Source organism: Desulfosarcina variabilis str. Montpellier (genome assembly GCF_048565275.1).
Lineage (GTDB): Bacteria > Desulfobacterota > Desulfobacteria > Desulfobacterales > Desulfosarcinaceae > Desulfosarcina > Desulfosarcina variabilis.
In genome coordinates this window covers 1,367,216-1,391,763 of sequence record NZ_CP159846.1, presented here as the reverse complement: position 1 = coordinate 1,391,763, position 24,548 = coordinate 1,367,216, and the positions used below count along the sequence as shown (strand labels likewise).

The 24,548-nt window shown below is 52.4% G+C and carries 22 protein-coding genes; 10 read left to right on the top strand and 12 right to left on the bottom strand.

Translation table 11 applies throughout. From position 1 onward, the window contains the following. The first annotated feature begins 121 nt into the window (after positions 1-121). The 5 genes from Dvar_RS06105 (at position 122) to Dvar_RS06085 (ending at position 6,725) form a co-directional block, all read left to right on the top strand. Complete coding sequence (locus Dvar_RS06105; protein WP_419660815.1) at positions 122-3,124, top strand: PEP/pyruvate-binding domain-containing protein; 3,003 nt, start codon at positions 122-124, stop codon at positions 3,122-3,124. 38 nt (positions 3,125-3,162) lie between these two features. Then, positions 3,163-4,329 carry a hypothetical protein gene (locus Dvar_RS06100; protein ID WP_419660814.1) on the top strand — a complete coding sequence of 389 codons (1,167 nt, stop codon included), beginning with the start codon at positions 3,163-3,165 and terminating at the stop codon, positions 4,327-4,329. A gap of 116 nt (positions 4,330-4,445) precedes the next feature. After that, positions 4,446-4,604: a hypothetical protein gene (locus Dvar_RS06095; RefSeq protein WP_419660813.1), complete on the top strand. Its 159-nt coding sequence runs from the start codon at positions 4,446-4,448 to the stop codon at positions 4,602-4,604. Positions 4,605-4,854: 250 nt separating this feature from the next. Beyond that, positions 4,855-5,277: a DUF2914 domain-containing protein gene (locus tag Dvar_RS06090; protein WP_419660812.1), complete on the top strand. Its 423-nt coding sequence runs from the start codon at positions 4,855-4,857 to the stop codon at positions 5,275-5,277. A gap of 5 nt (positions 5,278-5,282) precedes the next feature. Then, entirely contained in the window at positions 5,283-6,725 is a 1,443-nt protein-coding gene (locus tag Dvar_RS06085; RefSeq protein WP_419660811.1) for a diadenylate cyclase, read from the top strand. A gap of 101 nt (positions 6,726-6,826) precedes the next feature. Here Dvar_RS06085 and Dvar_RS06080 read toward each other — a convergent pair whose 3' ends face one another. Genes Dvar_RS06080 through Dvar_RS06065 form a run of 4 tightly spaced genes read right to left on the bottom strand, consistent with a single transcriptional unit; the run spans position 6,827 to position 9,263 of the window. Beyond that, a complete protein-coding gene (locus Dvar_RS06080) occupies positions 6,827-7,792 on the bottom strand; it encodes a hypothetical protein (protein WP_419660810.1) in 966 nt (321 codons plus the stop codon). Positions 7,793-7,850: 58 nt separating this feature from the next. Further along, positions 7,851-8,177 carry a hypothetical protein gene (locus tag Dvar_RS06075; RefSeq protein ID WP_419660809.1) on the bottom strand — a complete coding sequence of 109 codons (327 nt, stop codon included), beginning with the start codon at positions 8,175-8,177 and terminating at the stop codon, positions 7,851-7,853. Continuing rightward, positions 8,174-8,740 carry a glycogen-binding domain-containing protein gene (locus Dvar_RS06070; protein ID WP_419660808.1) on the bottom strand — a complete coding sequence of 189 codons (567 nt, stop codon included), beginning with the start codon at positions 8,738-8,740 and terminating at the stop codon, positions 8,174-8,176. The genes Dvar_RS06075 and Dvar_RS06070 overlap by 4 nt, the downstream gene beginning before the upstream one ends. A 55-nt stretch (positions 8,741-8,795) precedes the next feature. Continuing rightward, positions 8,796-9,263 (bottom strand): RNA polymerase sigma factor, encoded by a 468-nt coding sequence (locus Dvar_RS06065; RefSeq protein ID WP_419660807.1) that lies wholly within the window; start codon positions 9,261-9,263, stop codon positions 8,796-8,798. A 252-nt stretch (positions 9,264-9,515) separates the two neighbouring features. On the opposite strand from Dvar_RS06065, the gene Dvar_RS06060 reads away from it, so the two are divergent. Next, positions 9,516-9,794 carry an integration host factor subunit alpha gene (locus tag Dvar_RS06060; protein WP_419660806.1) on the top strand — a complete coding sequence of 93 codons (279 nt, stop codon included), beginning with the start codon at positions 9,516-9,518 and terminating at the stop codon, positions 9,792-9,794. A gap of 46 nt (positions 9,795-9,840) precedes the next feature. Beyond that, positions 9,841-10,236: a phage holin family protein gene (locus Dvar_RS06055; RefSeq protein ID WP_419660805.1), complete on the top strand. Its 396-nt coding sequence runs from the start codon at positions 9,841-9,843 to the stop codon at positions 10,234-10,236. 101 nt (positions 10,237-10,337) lie between these two features. Here Dvar_RS06055 and Dvar_RS06050 read toward each other — a convergent pair whose 3' ends face one another. Beyond that, the gene (locus Dvar_RS06050; protein WP_419660804.1) at positions 10,338-10,706 is read right to left on the bottom strand and encodes a hypothetical protein; all 369 of its coding nucleotides are present in this window, start codon (positions 10,704-10,706) and stop codon (positions 10,338-10,340) included. Positions 10,707-11,120: 414 nt separating this feature from the next. Here Dvar_RS06050 and map point away from each other — a divergent pair, with 414 nt between their 5' ends. Continuing rightward, entirely contained in the window at positions 11,121-12,008 is an 888-nt protein-coding gene (gene map, locus Dvar_RS06045) for a type I methionyl aminopeptidase (protein ID WP_419664073.1), read from the top strand. Positions 12,009-12,047: 39 nt separating this feature from the next. Here map and Dvar_RS06040 read toward each other — a convergent pair whose 3' ends face one another. Together Dvar_RS06040 and Dvar_RS06035 are read right to left on the bottom strand one after the other, a co-directional pair. After that, entirely contained in the window at positions 12,048-12,914 is an 867-nt protein-coding gene (locus tag Dvar_RS06040; protein ID WP_419660803.1) for a rhomboid family intramembrane serine protease, read from the bottom strand. A gap of 126 nt (positions 12,915-13,040) precedes the next feature. Continuing rightward, entirely contained in the window at positions 13,041-13,370 is a 330-nt protein-coding gene (locus tag Dvar_RS06035) for a hypothetical protein (RefSeq protein ID WP_419660802.1), read from the bottom strand. A 210-nt stretch (positions 13,371-13,580) separates the two neighbouring features. Between Dvar_RS06035 and Dvar_RS06030 the strand changes: the two genes are divergently transcribed. Then, positions 13,581-15,695: an SDR family NAD(P)-dependent oxidoreductase gene (locus Dvar_RS06030; protein WP_419660801.1), complete on the top strand. Its 2,115-nt coding sequence runs from the start codon at positions 13,581-13,583 to the stop codon at positions 15,693-15,695. Here the strand turns inward: Dvar_RS06030 and Dvar_RS06025 are convergent. After that, a complete protein-coding gene (locus tag Dvar_RS06025) occupies positions 15,692-16,756 on the bottom strand; it encodes a 3-oxoacyl-ACP synthase III family protein (protein ID WP_419660800.1) in 1,065 nt (354 codons plus the stop codon). The genes Dvar_RS06030 and Dvar_RS06025 overlap by 4 nt on opposite strands. 410 nt (positions 16,757-17,166) lie before the next feature. On the opposite strand from Dvar_RS06025, the gene Dvar_RS06020 reads away from it, so the two are divergent. Continuing rightward, on the top strand, positions 17,167-19,035 hold the full coding sequence (locus tag Dvar_RS06020; RefSeq protein WP_419660799.1) for a lysophospholipid acyltransferase family protein: 1,869 nt from the start codon (positions 17,167-17,169) through the stop codon (positions 19,033-19,035). Here the strand turns inward: Dvar_RS06020 and Dvar_RS06015 are convergent, their stop codons facing one another. From Dvar_RS06015 to Dvar_RS06000, 4 genes are all read right to left on the bottom strand, one after another. After that, positions 19,036-19,548, bottom strand: coding sequence for a DUF2062 domain-containing protein (locus Dvar_RS06015; protein ID WP_419660798.1), 513 nt, complete (start codon positions 19,546-19,548; stop codon positions 19,036-19,038). It lies immediately after the preceding gene. Positions 19,549-19,572: 24 nt separating this feature from the next. Continuing rightward, positions 19,573-20,622 (bottom strand): prolipoprotein diacylglyceryl transferase family protein, encoded by a 1,050-nt coding sequence (locus Dvar_RS06010; RefSeq protein WP_419660797.1) that lies wholly within the window; start codon positions 20,620-20,622, stop codon positions 19,573-19,575. Positions 20,623-20,922: 300 nt separating this feature from the next. Next, a complete protein-coding gene (locus Dvar_RS06005; RefSeq protein ID WP_419660796.1) occupies positions 20,923-21,948 on the bottom strand; it encodes a phosphatidylserine decarboxylase in 1,026 nt (341 codons plus the stop codon). Between the two features lie 2 nt (positions 21,949-21,950). After that, positions 21,951-24,389 (bottom strand): hypothetical protein, encoded by a 2,439-nt coding sequence (locus tag Dvar_RS06000; RefSeq protein WP_419660795.1) that lies wholly within the window; start codon positions 24,387-24,389, stop codon positions 21,951-21,953. Positions 24,390-24,548 lie beyond the last annotated feature (159 nt).

Genomic DNA, 24,548 nt, shown 5'->3' with positions numbered 1-24,548 from the left:
GTATCCTTGTATAGTGTCCAGCCAGAAAGTGCCTTGATCAAAAGCTCGCGTTTCAAGTTCTCGGACGAACACCGGAAAAAAGTCGTCAATACCGGGCCCATAAGCTGATCGGATCTTCCAGATGACGGTTGAAAACAACAAGTTCACCCTCCCCGTATCCTTCCAGGATGAGGATTTCGATACTCACTTTAAAGTATTCCATGAATTGATGTCAAACAAGGTCACCGAGGTCCTGCTTGTGGCCAGCCCCTATGATGCCTACATTCTGGAGGAAGACGGCTCCCTGGCATCCAAAATCATAGGTGAATATCGCGGCCTGAACCTTAGCCGACCGCCTCGTATCACCCAGGCCGCCACCGCCGCCCAGGCCATGACCATGCTGGCGGAAAAGGCCTTTCATCTGGTCATCGCCATGCCCCATCTGGATGATATGGATGTCTTTGCGCTGGGACTGGAAATCAAACACGCCCATCCCGAGCTTCCCGTAGTCTGCCTGGCCCATGACCTGAAAGGCATCTACCCGCCTGCCGAAGGCAAGGATCGCTCAGGGATTGATCAGTTTTTCATCTGGTCCGGTGACTCGGAACTGCTTTTAGCCATCATCAAAAGCATGGAAGACCGGCTCAACGTGGCGGCCGACACCCAAAGCGCCATGGTGCGGGTGTTGATTCTGGTGGAGGACTCGCCCCTTTATATTTCTTATTTCCTGCCGCTGATCTATAAAGAGGTGGTCAATCAGACCCAGGAGGTGCTCGAGGAAAGCCTGAACCAGGAACACCGGCTGCTCAAGATGCGTGCCCGGCCCAAAATCCTCGTGGCCGAAAATTACGAGCAGGCCATGGCGCTTTATCAGCAGTACGCGGACTATCTGTTCGGCATCATTTCCGACACCCGCTATCCGAAAAACGGCCGACTGACGGCCGATGCGGGGTTGACCTTCCTTTCTGAGGTACGCAAAGCCATTTTTGATCTGCCGGTCTTATTGATCAGCAATGAATCTGCCAACCGGGAACTGGCCAAGCAGATTCCGGCGACCTTCCTGGACAAAAACAGCGATACCCTGATGGCTGAGCTGCACCGCTTTTTCCTGAACTGCCTTGGATTCGGAGATTTCATTTTCCGTCGGCCCGGCGGCAGTGAAATCATCCGGGCCGCCAATCTAAAAGCGCTGGAAGCCATTTTACCACAGGTACCCGATGAGTCGCTGCTCTATCACGCCACCCGCAACCGGTTTTCCAACTGGATCATGGCCCGGGGGGAAATCGCCCTGGCCTCACGCTTAAGGAAAGCCCGGGCCGCCGATTTTACCGGTGTGGACGCCATTCGCCGCTTTATCATCGATCATATTCACGCCTTGCGCAAATGGCGCCAACGTGGTGTTGTGGTGCAATTTGAATCCACGGATTATGATCCGGAAATTTCCGAATTCACCAAGATCGGCAACGGGTCGCTGGGCGGCAAAGCCCGGGGGCTGGCCTTCGTAACCAATTTGCTCAGAAAAACCCCCCAGTTACAGGAACGCTATCCGGACATCACCATTTGCGTGCCCCAGACCCTGGTGATCACCACCGAGGGATTCGACGCCTTTGTGTCCCATAACAATCTGGATCCGTCGGCCATGGCCAGGCAGTCTGATGATGAGATTGCGGCGGCATTTGTACAGGCCGATATGCCCCCCCTTTTTGAAGACCAGTTGTGCCGCTACCTGGAAACGGTTCACCATCCACTGTCCATCCGCAGTTCCGGTATTTTGGAAGATGTTCACAACCATCCGTTTACCGGTGTCTACAAGACATATATGGTGCCCAACACCCATGCCGGCTTTTCTATGCGTTGCCGCCAGTTGATTACGGCAGTCAAGCTGGTTTACGCCTCCACCTGGTTCCGGTTGCCGCGCACTTTTTTAAGTGGGACAGCCTACCATATTCGCAGCGACCAGATGGCGGTCATCATCCAACGCCTGGTGGGCAGCCGGCATGGCGCTTTTTTCTACCCGGACATATCGGGCATCGCCCAATCCCACAATTTTTACCCGGTGGCCCCCTTGACCACCGAAGACGGGGTGGCGCGCATCGTCATGGGATTTGGACGGGGCATTCCCGAGGGAGAGCCGTCATTGCGCTTTTCCCCCGCCTATCCCCAGGTACTGCCACAGTTCTCCAAAATCGATGATATCCTGACCAATGCGCAGACTTCGTTCTGGGCCTTGGCAATGGAAGGGATCCCGGATGATCTTTATTTTAAGCGCGGGTTCAATGTGGAAAAACGGCACGTGGACGAAGCGGCCGACGAAGCACCGGTAATGCGCCTGGCCAGTACCTATGTTCCCGAAGAACACCGCATCCGGGATACGGTGCATGTGCCGGGCCCTCGGGTGCTTACCTTTGCGCCGCTTCTAAAGTACAATACCTTTCCCCTGCCCGCCCTGCTCAAGGATCTGCTGGCACTGGGCCGCGAAGGCATGGGATGTCCGGTTGAATTCGAGTTTTCCGTCAACCTGAGCGATCAAGCAGACAAGCCCGGTTCATTCAACATCTTGCAGATGCGTCCCATGTCCGCCGGTGAAGACCACCTGGACGTGGCCATCTCGGCAGCGGATGTGGCCGAAGCGGTGTGCTATTCCACCCAGGCCCTGGGCCATGGCCGAAAAGAGACCATGGCAGACATTGTTTTTGTGCGCCCCGATACGTTCGACCCAAAGTACACAGAGACCATCGCCAAGGCCATTGCCGAAGTCAACGAACGGTTGTCAGCCGAAAACCGGCCTTACCTGCTCATGGGCCCCGGGCGATGGGGATCCTTTGATCGCTGGCTGGGAATCCCGGTTAAATGGCGCGATATCAGCAAGGTGGGCGCCATGGTTGAAATCCGCAATGCATCGCTCAAGGCCGATCCTTCCCACGGCTCTCATTTTTTTCATCATATCACCGCCAACGGCATCCCTTATTTGACCGTTACCGAAGACGGTGGGGATCGGATTCGCTGGGACATTTTGCAAGGCCTTCCCATTCTTCAAAGCGATCCATACCTGACCCATGTCCGGCTGCAGCGCCCATTGGTAATCAAGTGCGATGGAAAGCAATCCCTGGCGGTTATTCTATTGGAGGACCCTGCCCGACCATGACCATGCATTGTTTCAGAATAAACAGGATCGGCGTATGGGTGACTATTTTAATCCTTGCCGCTTGCAGTCCCATGCACCTTTATTACAAAGCGCAAAAAGCCCTCCCCACGACCAAGCTGACTGCCTCCGAGCAAGTTGCCGGTGAAATCATGGCTTATCTTATGGAAGTGGTCCTTGGCAAAGCCGGCCCCCTGCCGATGCGGCAGGAATGGGCCACCCGGGGCAGTGACCTGCCCCTTGATTTTGCCCTGGTAAAAGAGCGCATGTTCGGCCCGGTTCCCCTGCGCGCCGAATTGATGGTACTGGATACCAATATTCTGGGGCTATCCCAGGTGCTGTATCACTACGACCGCCGCCTGAACCTTTTCAAAGGCACCGGTGAGCACGACAGCCTTTACCCTTGCGCCGAATTAATGGCCATTCGCCTGCTGCTGATTCACAAACAAATGCGCGGGGAAACGGTCGGTATGGCCGCCCTGGTCCGCCACCAAGCCTTGTTTGCGCCGGGCAGCCGCGCGCCGCACCCCGCGGACCTGGCCGAGATGAATCTCACGGATGGGGAATTTCACTTTCTCAAGGATGTGTTGCAGTCGGAACCGGCCTTGTTGCAGTATATGCAGCACCCGTTTCTGGTCAGCACCCTGAAACGAATCGGTGTGGCCCAGCAGGACACATTTTCATTGCTTGCCGACCAGATGGCCAACTACCGCCAGGTGTCAAGTACCACTCCCACCGGGAAAAAATCCCCAGTAACCATTGCCATTTTACCCTCCATGAACGCGTTGTTCGAGGCAACCAACGGTGATGTTGTGCCATCACCGGAGTACCGGCAACTCGTCGATCAACTCAAGCAGGATATTTTAATCGGTTTGCAGCGCAGCGGTCGTCAAAGGGGCCCGGCTGCCGAACGACTTGCCGAGCCGGCCTTCATCACCCCCTATCGTCCCATGGTAATCCATCCCCAAAATGCCGGCCGGGTGATTGAAAACGTCTGCCCCAAAGCCGATTTCGTGGTGATTGTACTGGGCAAAAACGTTTACCGTGCCATGCAAATCGACCCGGATAACGATATTTTTCCCCACGAAAAACGAATCTATCTGGACGTCAGCGACATCCGCTACCAGCAAATTGATAGTGAAATTGAAATCATCGCGAATGCCGTGTTGCCCATGTTGACCGCCGCCATATCGAATCCGACGACCTGATAAAAACGTCTTGATCTAAAGCAAAACCCGAAAACGGCGATATTAGATAGAACGAACAACAACGGTGAGTGCGGCAGGGCCTGTCCGGACCGCCACCGTTCAAAGGAGTCCGTCATATGGCCAAAAAAATGGAAATCGTCTTTTTCGACGACCTGGGTTTCGGATGGTTGATGGAAGAAAAGCAGATCAGGCGGCTTCGCGATAGGGAAGCCATTGAAGAAATTCTGTTCAAGCATACCCTCAGCGAATTGCTTCGCAAGGAAGATCCAACATAGGCTTACGCCTCCCCCCCCCGAACACCGTTTTTATCCTGTCCTCTCCCCATTTTATCCGGCCTTTTTCTGCTTTCCAATACAGTTAGTGGCACTGCCTGTGCCATAGATCAGCCGATCAGGGGTAATCTGCACACCAATCCGTTTTGAGCCAATTATCTTTCAGGCTTGATTTCAAATGGGCGATAGCTGAATCGGCATCAACAAATCAATTTCCTCTTGAAAAAAAAGGTGGTTGCGCTACTGTAAGTTTATGGCAGCCACACGACAATTGATGCACTATGGCCTGGTCGGGCTGATCGTTATGGCCCTGGGATGGACGGCGCATGCCGAGGACGCGCCGATCACCGAACGACCGATCCTGGTCCAGGCGGTGATGTGCGAAAGCATCCAAAACTACGAACCCATCAATTCGGCGGTGGTGTTTTCTATCCAACTGGGGCGGGTCTCGTGCTACACAAAATTTGATCCGGTGCCCCAGAAAACCTTTGTTCACCATAAATGGTACCGCAGTGACATCCTGATCACAGTCAAACGACTGACGATCAATCCGCCCAGCTGGGCGTCATTTACCAGTGTTCAGCTCAGGGATGCCGACAAGGGGCCATGGCGGGTGGTGATTACCGACGAGCAGGACAACGCCATGCAAACCCTGCGCTTCAGCATCACGGATTAGTCCGAATGGATTCGTTGATTCTATTTTTCAGTGGACTGCGCTGGCAGGATATCGCTGACATCCTGCTCAATAGCTATATCCTTTTCCGCCTTTACGTGCTGTTCCGCGGCACCAATGTCATCCGTATGATCATGGCCATCGCCATGCTCTGGATGATCGAACGCCTTGCCGTCAATATGGGTCTGATTGTCACCTCTTGGGCCATGCAAGGCATTATCGCCGTGGCAGCGCTGATCATCATCATTGTGTTCCGCAATGAAATCGCAGGCGTACTGCAAACCCGCAACCTAAAGTCTTTTTTTTGGGGCATCCCCCGACGCCAAGTCCGCACACCAGTAGACATCATCGTGGAAAGCGTCTATGAACTGGCCCGCCGCAAACTGGGCGCCTTGATTGTTCTGCCACTCAACAAGGGGTTGGAAGGGGTGGTACAAAGCGGTGTCACCTGGCAGGGAAAGTTATCGCGGGAAATGCTGGTCAGTATTTTTTGGCATGGCACCCCGGTGCACGACGGTGCCGTCATCGTCCAGGGAGATCGTGTCGTGGAAGTGGCCGCCATTTTGCCGCTGTCAAAAAGGAGCGATCTGCCCACCCATTTCGGCACCCGGCATCGTGCCGCCATGGGACTGGCCGAGCAAACCGACGCCCTGGTGATCGTGGTTTCCGAAGAACGCGGTCATGTCACGGTATTCAAAGACGAATCCTTTATCCACATTCATGACAATATCGAGTTGGATCAATTGTTGCGCGGACATGCCGGGGAGGATGGGGAAGTCCGCGGTTTAAAAAGGCAGACGTTGGAATTGGGCCTTGCCGCCATGATCTGCCTGGTTAGCATTACAACGGTTTGGTTCAGCTTTGCACGGGGGCTCGAAAGCCTGATCAACATCGAGGTTCCAGTGGAGTTTATGAATCGGGATGCCCACATGGAAATCTTCGATGTCTCGAACTCAAGCGTCAAGCTTCAACTCAGCGGCTCGGGCGCACTGCTTAAATCCGTGCGCGCGGATCAGGTCAAGGTCAAACTGAACCTGGCCAATACAATGCCCGGAAGCAACCACCTGATTATTTCCCGGGACACGATCTTCCTGCCGCCGGGAATCAAACTCAAGCAGGTGGATCCTCAGGTCCTGGTAGTCAACGTGGATGTTCCCGTTGAAAAGATACTTCCCATTCAAGCGGACTGGATCGGCAAGCTGGAACCCAGCTTGATCCTTAAAGATGTCAGGCTGGTGCCAAACACGGTCAAGGTCGTGGGAGCCAGCTTGATGCTCAAAAATATCGAGACCATTTACACGGAAAAAATTTCCCTTGAAACCATCGCCACCGGCGGTACAACCACGGTTGGCCTCGTATTGCAGCCTTCATCGTTAAAGCTTAAAAACAGTGCCAGGAACCGTGTGGATGTGATTTACAGGGTAAAACGGCGGAGCCCGGCAAGTTCATAATCCTCCGGGCACCCCACCTGCCGGGCCGGGAGGATAGCCCTGCTGTTGGGGTGACCGGTCTGTATCTTCGCATCCGTTAGGTGGACGCATTGGGTCCCTTGTTATCGGCCACCGCCGCCGCCACCAGCACCGCCGCCACCAGCACCGCCGCCACCAGCACCGCCGCCACCAGCACCGCCGCCGCCGGAACCACCGCCGCCGGAACCACCGCCGCCGGAACCGCCACCGCCGGAACCGCCACCGCCGGAACCGCCACCACCGGAACCGCCACCACCAGAGCCACCGCCACCGGAACCGCCACCACCAGAGCCACTGCCGCTGGAATTCCCCATACCTGAGCCCTTGCCTATGGAGCCGGCATGTTTAGCGGCAACCTGCTGCGCCGAAGACTGATTGGCGTGCCTGGCCATTTGACTACGCAATTGTTTCATTTCCTGATACGTATAGCGGTTTTGCAGGGCCTGGCACAAGGTATCGGTTACATCATCAGAATGAATCCTCAGTCTTGCCATGGTGCGGGTAGTCTGCATGGTTTGCAAGGCCAGCTGTTCTGCCTGGCTTCGTGTCTGTTGTCGGGACTGGGTCCTTAGCTGGGTAGTCAGGGTTTCCATATCCTTGACCGTCATCCCCGCCGCCAGGCTGTCTGCAATGCTGTGCGTCATGGCCGTGGTGTGGGCTTTATTGTTGGAAAGCGTCTTGGCCATGCGACTGGCCGTGGTATATCGGCTCCGTACGGCTTGCATAGCAGCGATAATCTGCGCCTCCCGGGCCTGTTTGGCCATGCCTTCCATGGCTTTGTTCATTACCGGTTCGGTGGGCAGTGCGGCCTTGGCACATTGCATGACCGTCTGCCGGGCGCGTGCGATCGTTTCATCCGAAAACTGATTGCGATGCATCGTGGTCAGCATCTTGCGGGCATCCTCGTAATCGGCACCCATGGCACTCATCTCCCGGGCCTGGGTTTCGATTTGCGAGCGAACCGGTGCAGGCAGTACCGTGTCGTCTGCCGCATCACTCAAACCGGGGAAAGTAAGCAGCAAGGCAATTAGCAATTGAGCGATCTTCATGATGAATCTCCTATTTCTGATCCGTATCTATCCCCATAACGTTCAGCCTCTCCAACCGTTACAACGACGGCTCAAAAATGCAGTTTTCGGATCCAAAATCATCGGTCTCCTTCATTGCGCAATCAGGCACGACAATCTTTCCATCAACCTGGTAAAAATAACGAAAACTCTTACCTGCCGGCACCGTCATCTCCCATGCGTCAGACACCGGCGTGGCCGGCCGCAGAAAGAATCCATCCAGAGAGGTCGCCAGCATCACACTCCTGGCTTCAGGCCATCGCAGAACCAGTGTGACCTCCTGCTCCTGGATCCGATAAAAATGGCTTGCAGCACAAGCAGATATAAAAAACATAGTCAGCAAAAGCATCAATACAGTTGGTTTCAAACCCTGGCCTCCACGTTAAGAATTGAATTCTCTCCACCGAAATCATCTTTTTCACGTCTGGGAACAGTCGGATCCGCCATCTGCCGGTCGCCATCCAGGATATAGGCAAAGCGGTGCTCGCCAAAAGGGACCGCGAGGGTCAGTTCCCAATACCCACTGGTTCCGACCCGCTGAAGTGGGGTCCGCTGCCAGTCGGTAAATGAACCGGTCAATTCCACCTGGCGGGCAGCCGGTTCATAGATCACAAAGCGGTTGACCGATTGGGTTGGCACGCGATGGGGGGGCACCAGGCTGAAAAGCAGCAGACCTGCGAGCGCAAATCCACCGGCGGCATAAATCAGGGGGTTGAAAATGGATTTAACCCATGCAATGGATTTCGATGGTTGGGGTGGCCGGGCCGGCAACCGGTTTGTGGGCGTTGGCACCCGAAGCAGCTTTTCCTGAAGCAGCAACGCCCGGGTATCTTGATAAAAGACCGGCTTGGAATGAATCTTGTCGACAAACTGGATTTTTTCGTCCAGGTTCATCTCGTTGTCTATATACATGCTTGACAGGTATTTCATCGGTCATCTCCTATCCCATACCTTGTACATGCGGCAAGCTCGACAATCGCCCAGTTTAGGCCATAATATCTCGAAGTTTTAAGCGCGCCCGATGCACCCTTACTTTAACATTGGCCTCGCTGATGTTGAATATGCCTGCAATCTCCCGATAGGTCAGATCGGCAGTGGCAACCAATGAGATCAGCTCACGATCCTGAGGCTCCAATTGGTCGATGGCTTTCAACAACCGCGACACGGTCTGGCGCTGGATGACCTGCTCTTCCGGGGTGTGTCCCGGATCAATGCAATCGTCTACCTCAGCCGAAACCGCCTTTCGTTTGCGAATGGCGTCCAACGCCGCATTGCGTGCGATGGTGAACAGCAGCGCACGGCTGCCGGCATCCTGGCACCCGTAGCGTTTAAGGTAACGGACAAAACTATCCTGCACCAGGTCGACGGCCAGTGGGGCGTCGCCAGTCATCCGTAAAAGATAAGCGTAAAGCCGATCTTTGTTATCAGAATAAAATTGACTGTAAGCATCCACGTTATCATCATAACGGGTTCGACGGTCAGAGGTTACGCGAAAAAATGTCCCAAATAACGATTTTTCCTATATTTTCTTGACAAATGAGCGAACTCCTGACATCAAAATAGGCACATAGATTGGATTTATTATTTACAATTTAGATGGTTAGCAGCAATTCGGCAACACTTTCAGATCCATTTGCAACCAAAGGCACGGCCGCCATCAATTTAGAGAACATGCCGTTATCCAAAGATAAAGGGAGCAAGCCGCATGAGTCTGACAAAAGCGCAAATCGTAGAAAATATTCAAAATGAAACCGGACTCACCAAAATCAAAGCAACCGACACCGTTGAGACCCTATTGGAGATCATCAAATCATCCCTGGCTGACGGTGAAAACGTTTTGGTCAGTGGGTTTGGCAAATTTTGTGTCAAAGCCAAACAACAACGTAAAGGTAGAAACCCAGCCACGGGTGAAGAGATGATGCTGGATGAACGCCGGGTGGTGACATTCAAATGTTCAGGCAAATTGCGGGAAAAAATAAACTGATGCCGTCCCCTTCACTGCAGCGCCGTCCGATCGATGGAGACAACCCATGAGAGGCATTCTTGTGCGATGGCTTTTGCTGGCGATTGCTATCTTTGTAGCAGCTTACATGATTGATGGCATTCGCGTTGCCGGTTTTATGTCGGCTGTGATGGCCGCTGCGGTACTGGGGGTACTCAACGCGTTCCTTCGCCCCGTCCTTTTAATTCTGACCCTTCCGCTTAACATTCTTACCTTGGGCCTGTTCACCTTTGTTATCAATGCCATCCTTTTAATGATGGCATCCGGCGTGATTGGCGGATTTTCAGTGGATGGATTTGGAACCGCCCTATTGGGTGCGTTGCTTATCAGCCTTGTCAGTTGGCTGCTGACTTCGTTTATCAATGAACATGGCACGGTTCAATATATCGATTTACGGCATAAAGGCGCAAACCGCTGGGAGTGAAATCATCGGATCCAGAAAAAGTCCGACACCGCCGCCATCGCAGCCCATTGGCAATCGCGCCCCTGACTGCACCCTTCAAGGACAATCGTATTTTTTTATTATCATTCCTTATTTTGCCTAACCATTAAAATATGATCTTTAATTTCATTGAGTACAAAATAGCGGGACAAGGCATCGGCAATTTCCGCTGGGGTTGGCTCTGCACCGGTTACCTGAGTGACAAAATCGGCAACACGCGCCAAGGCTTGGCTTAAAACAGGGTCAATGGCTTGATCCGTTATTTGATCCGTCTCCGACGGTTCGCTGTCCACGTCCTCTAAGATTGTTTCAGAGCTGGTTGCTGTCAGCGGTAAATCGCCCTCATACGGTTTGCCGCACACTTTGCAGCAGCCATCGGCGCCGATAACACCAATGCAATTGCCATCGCTGCACAAAATCCGTCGTTCCCATTCATCGTTCGAAATGGTCATGATCCGCCTCCTGAAACCATACGCATGCTAAAAATATCACTCGAATAATACAACGGAATCGGTCCGTGTCTATTTCATGCGTTTGTTGTTTGCGTCTGATGTTTCTAATAGCACAAGCAATGACAGTTCTCAAATAAAGCAAAAAAAATTAAAGTCCTTCACATGAGTGCCGATAAGAGTTTCAAGCGCGAACAACGAGTGCGCTAAACTCCTTTCCGCTCCTCTTCCTTTAAAAAAGGCGGCCAAATGGCCGCCTTTTTTAATTGGATTCAGCCTTGTTTGCCAAATATCGCAGGATTTTCCCCCAATATGACAATCCAGTGAACGGCTTTTTGCGAATTTGTTCATATAATGGTTTGACAGCCATGGACCATATTCGATACATGTGCATAAAAAAGGAAATGGCTTGTGAAAATTAAAAAAGATACCACAAAAATCAGTCGTAACGCCCCTTGTCCCTGCGGTAGCGGGAAAAAATATAAACGTTGTTGTCTGGGCAAAACGACCACCCAACCCAATTCAGATATGCAATACGCCAAAAAGCACCGCATCCTGATTAAGACACCGCAACAAATCGAAGGCATCCGCCAGGCGGGCAAGCTGGTTATCGAGACACTGAATCTCGTGGAATCGCATATCCGCCCCGGCATGACCACCGAAGAAATCAATACGATCGTTCACGATTTCACCATCCGCAATGGAGCGATCCCCGCCCCCCTGAATTACCGTGGGTTCCCCAAAAGCGTCTGCACGAGTATCAACGAGGTCATCTGCCACGGTATTCCCGGCAATCAGACGATCAACGATGGCGACATTGTCAATGTGGATGTCACACCGATTTTAAACGGATATTATGCTGATGCCAACAAAACGTTTTTTGTTGGCACCCCGAGTGCTGATGCCAGAAAAATTGTCGCCGTTGCCCGGGAAAGCCTTGCCAGGGGCATGGCAATGGTCAAGCCTGGCAATACGGTAGGTGATATTGGTTACGCCATCCAGAGATATGCCGAGGGTCAGGGATGTTCGGTGGTACGCGAATTTGTCGGTCATGGCGTAGGCATCGACTTTCATGAAGCCCCCCAAATTCCCCACTATGGCGCGCCTGGAGCAGGAATTCGACTGATCCCGGGGATGGTTTTTACCATTGAACCCATGATCAATATAGGGAAAAAGGAGCTGGTGATTTTGGATGATGGCTGGACGGCGGTAACCAAGGACGGTTCCCTGTCGGCCCAGTTTGAACAAACCCTTCTGGTTACCGAGTCCGGGGTGGAAAGCCTGACCCCCTACCCGTTGACCTGAATGTTACATTTCCAGAAAAGTCACAATGAGTCGACCGTTTCAACCGACCACCCCCCGGATCCAGGCCGCCACGAGTGTAACCACGGCGATCGCCGCACCCGTCACCTGCCATTTTTTCCCCAATGGTGAATTGAAGAATACCCCGTGGATTCCCCCGAAAAGCACGCCTGCAAACCATCCGAATAGATGGGCACCAATGTCACTGCGTACACCGGTGCCCAAAAAAGCCAGCAATGCGATGCCTGCACCGGCAATCAGCGCCACCTGTTTCCAGCCTTTGCCGGTTCGTATGGCGCTCAGTCCCTGGACCGCACACAGCACGCCAATCGCACCAAAAATAGCTGTGGATGCCCCCACGGACAAGTGATCCCGCTGGTAGGCCAAGGCGTTCATCAGGTTACCCAAAATCCCGCTGGACAGGATCATCAACCATCCCACCCCAGTACCGGTAATGGTGCAGACCGCACTGCCAAACAGGGCGATCCCCGCCATGTTGGCAGTAATGTGGGTGGCATCGGCGTGAAGCAACAGGGCGGTGGCACAACGATAAAATTCCCCTCTCAGAATACGACGGGCATCCGCACCGAAGACCTTATCGTAATCATGGGGCGCCTGACTGCCCTCAACAGCCAAATAAACGGTCAATAGTGCCAGGGCGATAAAAATGCCGGAAAGGGGCAACGACACCGGCTGATGGCGGGCAGGCGTGGGTTCTGTCAAAGGAACTGCATTTTCAGACTGATAGCGATGAATCGCCGTAAGGGCGGCCTCGGTGAGCGGTTCCGGTACATCGATACGAAACCGGTGGGGTGTGCCGACCACCCGGTGGCCGATCCCCACGGCATTGAGCACCAAGCTGAACGTTTCCGCGTCTTCTCGGTTGAGGTGCTCAAAAAGCGTAACCATCGGCCACCTGCAATCGGGTACTGGCAAAAAGTTGCCGGTTTATGGATGTGTGGGCTAGATCAAAGGCTGGAAAAACTGTTTGCGGAACAAATTGCCGCCTGAAAAGGGCGGGAATTTTTAATCGATCTAATAATCTTTGATATCATCGTCGTTGTCATCGTCATCATCATCGTCGTCGTCATGCTCGTCGTCGTCATCGGATGCCGCCAACCGCGCTTCGGCGGCGCGAATGAGTGCTTCTTCACGGGCCTTTTTCTTACGCTGAATAATTTCAAGCGCTAATGTCTGCTTGGCGGTATCAACAGCCTGACGGGCCAGTTTTTCACCACCCAGTTGAAGATAGGCCACAAGGGTTCTGACCAACTGCTCGTCTTTTTTCAAATCCACAGGAATGCGTCGCGCAATGCGTTTGAATGACCCCATGAGCCGTTGGGGAATTTCAATCGTGTTCACCATTAATATCTCCTTGCGTTGGTTCTTTTGTGGCTGCATTATAAGTCCACTGTTTAAAAAGTAAAGCATTTCAGCAATGACTTGTACATTTCTGGCTGGACACTAAACAGTATCGACCGCTGACGGCATCTCATTAACGGAAAGCCATTGACTTTTAAAGATGTTTGATTTTAGTTTGCTCAATCCACGAAAAACAAACAAAAAGGAGCCATTATGGCGCTTAATATGGATGCCATCGGCAAGCCCGTCGGCCCCTTGCACAAGGATTACACATGGAAGGATGTTGTCCTTTATGCACTGGGCGTTGGCGCGGGTTTTTCCGAACTGGATTATTGTTTTGAAAAAAATCTGAAAGTGATCCCCAGCTTTGCCATTGCGCTGATTTTCGACGCACTGTCCCAGGCGGCGATCGACTCCGGTATCAACCTAAAGGGGCTTTTGCACGGTGAGCAAGAACTGATATTCCACAACCCCATCCCCCCCCAGGGGACGCTGACCACCACCGGTAAAATTACCGGCTATTTTGACAAAGGCAAAGATAAAGGTGCGTTGGCTGTTTTTCAGAGTGAAACGGTGCATAATAATGGGCAGCACCTGTTTACCAGTATCGTCACCTTATTCGGCCGACTGGACGGTGGGTTCGGTGGACAGGACCGTAAAACAGTCCCCGTGGTCTTTCCCGACCGCGAGCCCGACTTTGTCGTCGAACAGACCCCGTCCCCGGACCAACCGCTTATCTATCGGCTTTCGGGTGATATTTTTCATCTGCACGTGGATCCGGAATTTGCCAAACGCTCTGGATTCGACAAACCCATCATGCACGGGTTGTGCACCCACGGGTTTGCCTGCCGGGCCCTGATCGATTCCTTTGTTCCGGGTCATCCCGAACAGGTGCGCCGGATGACCTGCCGGTTCTCAAAAACACTCTATCCGGGAGAGCCCATCCGCACGTTGATCTGGAAAACCGCCGACGGCAAGGCCCTTTGGCGAACCGTGAATGCCAATAACGGGCAGGTGGTGATTGACAACGGCGAATTTGAGTATGGCGACATTGTTGAGGACAAGGCGGATGAAATCCGTTTTGACGGTAAGGTGGCCATTATCACCGGGGCCGGGGCCGGACTGGGGCGGACCTATGCCCTTGAGCTGGCCAAACGGGGTGCCCGGGTCGTGGTCAATGATTTGGGGGGGGCCCGTGACGGTGCCGGGGAGGGTTCAACCTCGGCGGCCGATCAGGTGGTGGCCGAAATCTGCTCGGCCGGTGGCCAGGCCGTGGCCAATTACGACAATGTGGCAAGCGCCAAAGGCGGAGAAAATATTGTCCAAACCGCCCTGGACACCTATGGCACGGTGGACATTCTGATCAACAATGCCGGTATCCTCCGCGACAAGACCTTTGCCAAAATGGCGCCTGAAAACTGGCAGGCGGTCCTTGATGTCCACCTTAGCGGGGCTTACAACGTCACCCGGCCTGCCTTTCGCGTGATGAAGGAAAACCGGTACGGTCGCATCATCATGACCACTTCCGGGTCCGGTCTGTACGGCAACTTCGGCCAGTCCAACTATTCAGCGGCCAAGATGGGTGTGGTGGGGTTGATGAATACGATCAAACTGGAAGGGGCCAACCATAACATCTGCGTCAATACACTGGCACCTTTTGCCGCGTCCCGGCTCACAGCAGACATCATGCCGCCGGAGCTGTTCAATCAATCCAAACCCGAATTCGTCGCCCCACTGGTGCTCAGCCTTTGCTCGGAACGCAGCGTGGTCAGCGGTAATATTTATATCGCCGGCATGGGGTACTATAGCCGGGCCGCGATGATCACCGGCCCGGGACAAGTATTGGCCAAGGATGGTCAAGTGCCCACGCCCGAGACGATCATGGCACATATGGATGAAATCTCGGATCTGTCCGGCGGAAAGTTTTATTGGGATTTAAACGATCAAATGGCCGATCGCCTTCAGTTCCTGCAACCGACAACGGCGGATTCTTCCGCTGATGCGCCAGGGAGGTATAAAACGGCAGCCCAGGTATTTACGGCCATGCCCGACTGTTTTGCAGCCGATACGGCGACCGGCCTGACAGTGACATTTCAGTATCTCATTGCCGGGGCGGGAGCGTGGATTTGTGATATTCGCTCCGGCGCTTGCAACGTCAGCAGCGGCCGCCACCCTGAACCGACGTGCACCCTTGAAATCGCCGAGGACGACTTTTTGGCCATGATCAATGGGACCCTTTTGCCCATGGAGGCCTATACCTCAGGCAAGTTGAAAATCTCGGGTGACATCATGAAAGCCCAGCTGATCGGCCAATTGTTCAGATTCTAAATAGGCATGCGATAGACCATGGCATTAATATTCATTCCCGCCCCCACCGAAGCAAATACGGCGATATCGCCGGAGGACAGGCGGTGGCCGTCGATCTGATTCCTTAACAGCAGATCCAGCATAGTGGGGATCGTGGCCACGGAACTGTTGCCCGCCCAATGGATGATCATGGGCATGATTTCCGCAGGGACCTCTTTAATACCGTAAAGCCTGAACAGACGCGCCAGAATCGCATCGTCCATTTTGGCGTTGGCCTGATGCATAAGCAGCTTTTTTACATCCGTAAGGACCAGTCCGGCCTTTTCCAGAGCCTGCTTGACAACCAGGGGCACGGTTTTCAGCGCGTACCGATAAATGTCGTGGCCATCCATCTTAATGTATAGCTCGTCCCCCTTTCGATGGGGGTGGTAGGTTTTTTCCAGCCGCAGCATCCAGGCATTTTTCTCTGCATCGGTCCGGGTGACGTGGGATAGGATACCATCTGCCCCGTCCGAGGCCTCGACCACCGTTGCTCCGGCACCATCGGCAAAAATCATACAGTCGATATCGTGTGGATCCGCTACCCGGGAAAGAATCTCGGCGCCAATGACAAGAATGCGCTTGGCATCGCCAGAACGGATATAGTAGTCGGCCATGATCATTCCCTGAAGCCAGCCAGGACAACCAAAAGGAATATCGTAGGCAACACAGTAAGGATTTTTTATTTTCAGCAGGTGTTTGACCCGTGAGGCGATCGTCGGCACCATATCGGTACGCAGGTTTCCGGCACGCACATCACCAAAATTCTGGGCGACAATAATGTAATCCAAGCTCTCCCGGTCAAGCCCCTCCAGGGCGGCCACAGCCGCTTGGTAGGCAACATCGGTTGTGGTCAAATCGTCGCTGGCATACCGTCTTTCCTTTATCCCTGTGATATTATGTAATGTTTGTACAATTTCCGCATTGGATTTTTCCATCTTCTGACCATCGGGCGAATAAAATTCGCGGTCCAGAAAATGTGAATTCGGGATTCGTTCTTTTGGGATATCACTTCCCGTGGCAATAATGATCGAATTGGGCATGTTTCCACCAACTTGTTGTTTTTAAAGGCAAGGATATAAACCAAGATAAACCGATGCACAAGGGATAGTGGGATTTTAGATACGTAATAAATTTGTAAACGATCCATTATCCCATCTTGGGTATTAGCCTACCATACCTTCAACGGCTCGACAAATGGAGAAGAACGGTTGGGTGGAGAGAGAATCAACAAAAATGAAAAGAGTCCTTCGCTTCGATGAATCGGCATAAACCGATTGAATTCATTTCTGCCTGCCCCCGTATGCCACCCGGCCTTGCCAACGCTTGACCGTTGTTTCTCGCGCTAATCAAATTTTAACCAGATAATAACAACCTCCAAACAGATATTCGCCACGTATTAGGGTTAACAGCGTTATACTCAAGTCAATGGTTCCAAGAAGGAAATGGAGCAATGAAACAGGACAACCCTTTACGCGTGAGACGCCCGGAAAGGCTCATCCAAATCGAGCGACATTGCAGCAACCCCTTTTTGCGCAATGCATTCAGACTGACCTGCCGATTGATGGACCCGTCAATAGGAATCAGCCGAATTAACAGGATGTACGCGGAACTGCTCAACGCATCCTCTGTGAAGCCTTTTGGCGCAATTCTTCGCCTGCTGAACATCAGCTACCAGGTTTTTTCCGACGACCTGGCTAAAATTCCCAATCAAGGCCCCCTTGTGGTTGTCGCCAACCACCCCTTTGGTGGCATTGAAGGTATTATTTTGGCAGATCTTTTCATGCGTATCCGTCCGGATACAAAAGTACTGGGCAACTATCTTCTTCAATATATTGAACCGATTCGTGAGACCATTATCCCCGTCGATCCGTTTGGTCGTAAGTCATCTGTGCAATCCAATGCCAAAATGTTTCGAGCCTGCCTGCGATGGCTGAAACAAGGCAATTGCCTGATCACGTTTCCTGCCGGTGAGGTTTCGCACATCGACTATCGCCAGGGCCGAATCACCGACCCGGTGTGGAGCCCGCATATCGCCAGGCTGGTGCGCTTGAGCGGCGCCCAGGTACTGCCGGTCTTTTTTCCTGGGCGTAACAGCCTTTTATTTAACCTCTTGGGGCTGATTCATCCCCGGTTGCGGACATTGATGCTGCCCCGAGAGATGCTGGCACGGCAGTCAACGCGCATCCCCCTGCATATTGGTAAAAGTATTTCCTCTGACCGGATGCGATTTTTCGAAGACGACAAAAGCCTTATGCGCTGGTTGCGATTCAATACCTATTTTATGGCCAACCGTCTATCACAAAAAGGTCAAAAGGGTCATCTGGAACGACTCTTTTATTCGTTTCCAAAAGCGGGAAAAAAGACTCAGGATTTGATTCCAGCAGTATCCCCAGGCCTTTTGAGCGCTGAATTTTCAGCACTGCCCGATCACTGTCGCTTGATCACGCATAAACAGATGGCGGTGGTTATCGCTGACAGCGAACAGATCCCCCATATGCTGAGAGAAATCGGCAGACTGCGCGAAAAAACCTTTCGGGAGGTAGGTGAAGGCACCGGCAAATCCATGGACGTCGACATTGTTGACAGCTATTATCGCCATTTGATTCTCTTAAATACGCATACCGCCGAGGTGATCGGTGCCTATCGTATCGGTGATACAGCGGACATTCTGGCCCGGTTCGGAAGAAAAGGGCTTTACACCCATTCTCTGTTCCGATTTAAAAGCGGTCTGATGCGCCACCTGACCCATTCCCTTGAGTTGGGTCGATCGTTCATCCGATCGGAATATCAGCGGCACCCCAACTGCCTGGCCTTATTGTGGAAGGGCATCGGTGGATACCTGGTAAAGCACCCCAACTACCGAATTCTTTTCGGCCCGGTAAGCATCAGCAACAGTTATCAGCGCATTTCCAAGCAGCTCATGATCCAATTTCTAAAGCGCAACTGTTCATCCAGAGAATTAAGTGCTTATGTGAGCCCCCGTTGCCCATTTCGAATGCGCTCACCTCGGTCGCTGGATGATTTGAATCACCGGCAAGCTGTCGGTTCAATCGATGATATTTCAATGCTGATTTCCGAAATTGAAAATGATGGTAAGCGTGTACCGGTGCTTATCCGGCATTACCTTAAGCTGAACGGGCAGTTTATCGCCTTTAATGTTGATCGGGAATTTTGTGACGCTGTCGATGGGTTGGTGGTCGTTGATTTGATGAAGACGGAGACCAAATTGCTCAACCGTTTTATGGGGCCAGAAGGTGCCAGAACCTATTGTGAGTATTGGTCGGGGAAAGGATACCGTCATGCGTCTAGGGCATCATAGTTAGTGCCTATCCAATGATTTCAATCCGCCACTCAGGTGTTTGGGAGGCTTATTTTTTCTCTTGCTCCGATAAAGACAAACCGCCCTCATTGCAAAAAAATATCCACCAACCGCCAAAGGGATGCCAAGCACCAACCCACCGACAAACAGGTTCATCAGCACTATTGGCGATTGTTTGATCAGTTCATAAATTGCTGTTGCACCTTCACTGTCCGGCCATTTGAACGGCTGTGAAGTGCCTAGCAATGTTGCCCCCACCCAGTAATTGAGTGGATAGATGATCGGTATGGTCAGGACGTTGGTAATGTTGACTCCGATCAATGCTGAAATTTTGCTCCATCCAAGAAAGGATGCGATAACCAAAGCGGATAGGATGTGGATGCCAAAAAAGGGGGTCATGCCGATCAGCATTCCCAGAGAAAAACCCAGCGCAATCTGACGGGGCTCTCCCTTGAGTTTGATGAAGCGGTGATAGATTTGTTGCACTACATTTTGTAGCCGACCGATGATCATTTGCCCATTTTCTACCCGCGCCTGCTATATCCGGTCCTGATTCACGTGAAACCGGATCCCCGCCCCGGTGGTCTGGCTTCTTCCTGTCCTGAAAAACATGACCAGCCCCAGAACCTGGAGAAATAAAATAACACTCGGATCCCACAGGGATTGCAAGCCGGCCAGCACATTCGCGATCGGACCGGTCGACGGAAACACAACCGGCATCATCAGACCGTAAGGAATCGTCAACAGGCTCATTAACTGATAGACACTGATTTTTCGCTTTCCCCGATAATCCGCCCGCAGAAACTCAGAGGCAAAACGCCATGCCTGGGTAACGAAAAGACATAGAAAAAATGCCCAGGCATACGCCCCGTAGAGATAAAGCAGTGTCGCCATCAGCGCACACAGGGTATAGAGGACAACGGTGACCGCCTGCACGGCAAAAATTTTTTCCCCATCCAGTTGATGGGCATAGGCAATTTTTTTGGTCTGGCCGATATAGGTAAAGGTGACCCATGAGAAATAGCGTTTGACCAATGGGTGCATTTGATCGATGGGTCTGCCATAACAGCATCCGAAACTGACGCAGGCCAGGCGACCAACGCCTTCTCCCAAGGTATAACCGATGATCAACGCCGATACCACCGCCATGGTTTCAATTTGAATGCCCAACCATTTGCGGGCAATACTCGCCACCAATAAAACCAGCCACGGACCAGCGACAATCCCTAAAAATGAAGCCGCTCCCACACTGAACGTATGCGGTTTTTTCTCTACCCACCGGGCAATGGCACGCGATGCCGGCAGGCAGATGCCGAGCACAATGATAATCGTTGCGGCAAATACCTTGAAATCAATGCCGGCGGATGCAGTCAGAATAAACACCAGGGCCACGCCGGCACATAAAGCCAGTGCATTGAAAAAACCGTAATACGTAAGATTGAGTCCTTCCCAGGCACCATTTCCATCTTTATGGATAGGCACGCTGCAGAGGATTTGCCAGCGTTCTCCTGGCAAGGATTTGAAACTCCATAGATAAACGGGTGCGAGAAAAAGTGCCAGGGCTGCCACAAAAAGCCAGTTTGCCATGATCGTGGTCCTGTTGGGGGTTGATATTTTTTTTAGGGGTATAGGATTCAAGGGGTCCAGGGGTCGAGTGAAAGCAGATTTTCTGAGAGAATCTATCAATTGAACGAGAGACGATCGCTTTCGATGGTAAGGGCGAAAAATTTTTCGCCCCTACGCCGACATCGTTTCTTTTTTTGGTCATTCCCTTGCCCCTTGATTCCTCGATCACTCGAATCCTCGACCCCTAAATGCTAATCCTCACTAATCACCGATCACCGATTACCGATTACCGATCACCGATCACTGTTCACCAATCACCAATCACCGACCACCATTCACCCGCCGCCCAATCTCAGATCGCACCTTCACATCCGTTTCCACCAGCGGCGACTGGAAATGCAGGGTATACCGGCTGGACACATCCTTGCGGAGCATATTGGCCAGGATATCCACGGAAAAGGCCACGCGGTCTTTTTGAAAAATCAATACGTCGACGCTGCTGCCCGGTCGATATAGACTTTTGGGACATCCGCGCTCCAAAAACAACCCCGGTTGGATGTCAATGGGATCATCATAGGCATGGAGGCTGTAACACTGGACAATATCACCAATCATCATGGCCACGACCTCGATCATGGCGACCAGACCGATATGTGTACCACCGGGGACATCCGTGTCGATGATGGTCACCACGCGGTGATTTTTGGAATACGGCGTCACCAGCGAAACAACGGCGCCGGGGTTACACGAATGACAACAGCCATCGATCTCGTAGATGTCCTTTACCCGTCCGGATACGGGTACGTGGTTGTAATGGTACTTGTCCGGCGTCAGCCTGAAAAGAGCGAAATCGCCGTCGGCAAACGCTTCCAGCCAGGCGGGTTTATCGATACCAAGGAGTTCTTCAAAGCTGAAAAATTTTTCTTTTAGATAAAGCGAGTCGTGGCAGTCCAATGACCCCACAATCATTCGGGCATCTGCCGGAGAGACAATGCGGTCTTCGGTTTCGGGAAGCGGACGGCACTGCCAAAAGCGGATTTTACGTTCGAAGATCTTGCGCGCTGTGTTCAGGGAGGCGGGATCATCCAGGCATTCATCCGTGTTTATGCCCATGGCTTTCAAACGATCGCCATTTTTCTGATGATGGCCGTTCAGGGACATATCGTAATTGAGAAAGCCTAAAATTGATGACATGCGTTTTGATGTCGCCGCCTTGAACAAGAGCGAAGGGCTCTCCTTGGCGCGGGAGTAAAGCCGGTGGATCAAGGTATCGGCAATCAGCTTTTCAGTGGTCACGTTATCTGTTTCGCGGTCGATGTATTGATGAGGAATTGGATCTGCTGTCAATGTTATTGTTTCTCCGAAGGTTTGGTCTGTGTCTGCCGACGCATATAATTAAGGGTCAGTAGCATGAGGTGAATCAGCCGGGTCACTGTGGCAAGAGGCAATTCCTCCCCAATAATCACGGGTTTCAAAGTCCTGATCAACGCTGCGGCATCTTTACCTTTTAAAATGGATAACAGGGCCTGGTTGTATGTGCCGTTGCGCCAGGCAGCCATCCCGTCCAGGAGTTGAAGTGATTCACACCACAGATCGATGGCCTCTCCCAACTGCTCCTTCTTCAGCTGGTTGCGGTAAAAGGATTCGGCTGCTGAGTTGAAACTATCGCCGGCCAGGCGCATGGGGGAGGACGCCCCGGCGGTTTCGCAAATACGACGGGTGAGTCGGCCGGCAGCCGTATCCTGGTCCTTGGAAAGAAACCGCGCCTCCAAGTCTTCGATGGTGGACGCAAGACCGGTCATCTCTATTAATTCCGGCGCATCCTTGCGAAGTGTTTTGACCAGCATGCACTGAAAATCAGCGATCTGAACCCGTGTATAGCCGGAATAGCGCCGGCTCGATCGGGTATTGGCGGTCGATTTGACCATCTTCGCCAGCATCCGGTTGGGTGTATCCACGCGGACATAAAATGTCGGGATGCCGGCAGCTGCGCCGAAAAAGATCTGCCGTCGCTCACTTTCAACAAAGGGGTGATCAGGAATATCGTTGTGGTTCACCACTCCGGTAACGATATATTTGTAGGCCAGGGCCGTTATCAGCATCTGTAAATTGGTGGCCTGGGCCATATCCCGGGTGAGACTTTCAAAAAGGCTGTAATGCCGGCCTTCAAAACCGGTAAATCCCATGGTATCGAAACTTCGCGCTCTGTACAGCATGTAAAGGGGCATGCAAGGATCGAACACCCCCATGTCGCCAAGGTCTTTTTTGAGCCGGCTATCATTGCCCAGTTGTCCATCCAGGGCCGGACTTTCGTCGGTGGCCATCAGGGCCACCAGATAATCGATCAGCCGAAAATCCGGGACGAAATCCCCTTTTAGCCCGAAGCATCGGGATAGCCCGCGATCCAGCCACTCGGGGCCGAAGGGCGTAAAACTGCGCCCCATGATTTTCAGGTGCGCTTTTTTCTTCCATCGTCGCCACAGCATTCTCAGATGCGTGAAATCCAGCTCATGGGGCAAAAATCCCAACACCCGTTCAGGATGAAAGTCCATGAAGTCGATACGGTACGGGGCGGCTGAGTAAGTTCCTACAAATAGGGGCAGAAAATGCTCAACGACTTTAATCGCCAGATCACCGTAATGTTTTTCTTCCAAGGCACCATAGCCTGATTTTGGATCTTGCATCAGGCCGGTGAGCATCCGGCTGCCGAGGCTGATGTGCGTGCCGTTGTTGGCCAGGCTGATATTGGATGGATTGGGCAGGACAATCAGATTATTGGCGATGATCCCCGCTTCTCTGAGCTTAATCACCGCATTGAGTTGACTGCGTGACAGCACCGTGTGACACAGGTGCATGTATCGATGTTTGGCTTCCCCATCATTCCAGCCGGACAGACAGGGGCTCATAAACAGGGATCGATAGAAACTGTCCGATATGAGATTGTTGAGCGTCTTCTGGCGTATCGGTGGATGGGGAGCGAAATAGAGCAGTGCCCGCTGGCCGCTTTCAATGAGACCAAACTGATGGTTGGCATACTGAATCAACAATTGAGAAAGCAGAAAACGGAACGCGGTTTCCCGGGCGAGATTTTCTCCGACCCCATTACTTGAATCTTTGCGAACCGGATGGAATGAAAAGGTCTCCGGAGAGGTGTTATCAGACAGAAAATGATCCATGGCCGACAGGCCCGTTTCCCGGATGGTGGCATGCAGCTGTGGTTTGCCGATGGCATCGGCAAGGGATAGTTTCAACAGATAGCTGATGGGAATACGCAAATAATCATGACCGTTGAGTGTCAAAGAGAACCGGCATGTGTCACTTCGCAATGGGCTGTCATGGCAGCCTTTGTCAGCGCGTAAATCCTTTCTGAACACGGACCTAGCATATTGGCTCAGTGATGCCATCGGCAATCGAACCCAGCTGTTTTCCCAGACATCGTCCATATTTCCGTCCAGGAATCGTTCCAGGGCAACCCGTTTTGACCGGGGGGTATCACCGCGCAGCGCTTGTTTTTTGAGATTCCGGTAATACCTTGATTCCTCAATTTCCCGCGCCAGATCCACGTCCCGCCGATTTCCCAGCACAGCGGTCTGGTATTCATTTTCCGCCCCGGCTGTGGCATCCTCCGGCGTGTAGGGAAGAGACCGCGCAAGTCCATCGGGTGTCGCCGGATGAACACCTAAAACATGGATGAGTTTTAAAAGGTTCGCCGGTTTTGGAGAGGATGCAGCAAACGGGATGTCGCCGAGCGGCTGATAGGGGCCTGTCGGTCTGGTCAATGTTGCCATAAACTCCTTCACATTTCTTTTGATCCGTTTGTAAGTTGCAGATCAAAAGAAAGAAAAATAAATCGCCAGTAAAATGCAGGTAATGGACATGGTCAACCTTACCCAATCAAAAAGTTGTGTAAGCATTGGAAACCCTCTACTAAATCACAAATGAGATTT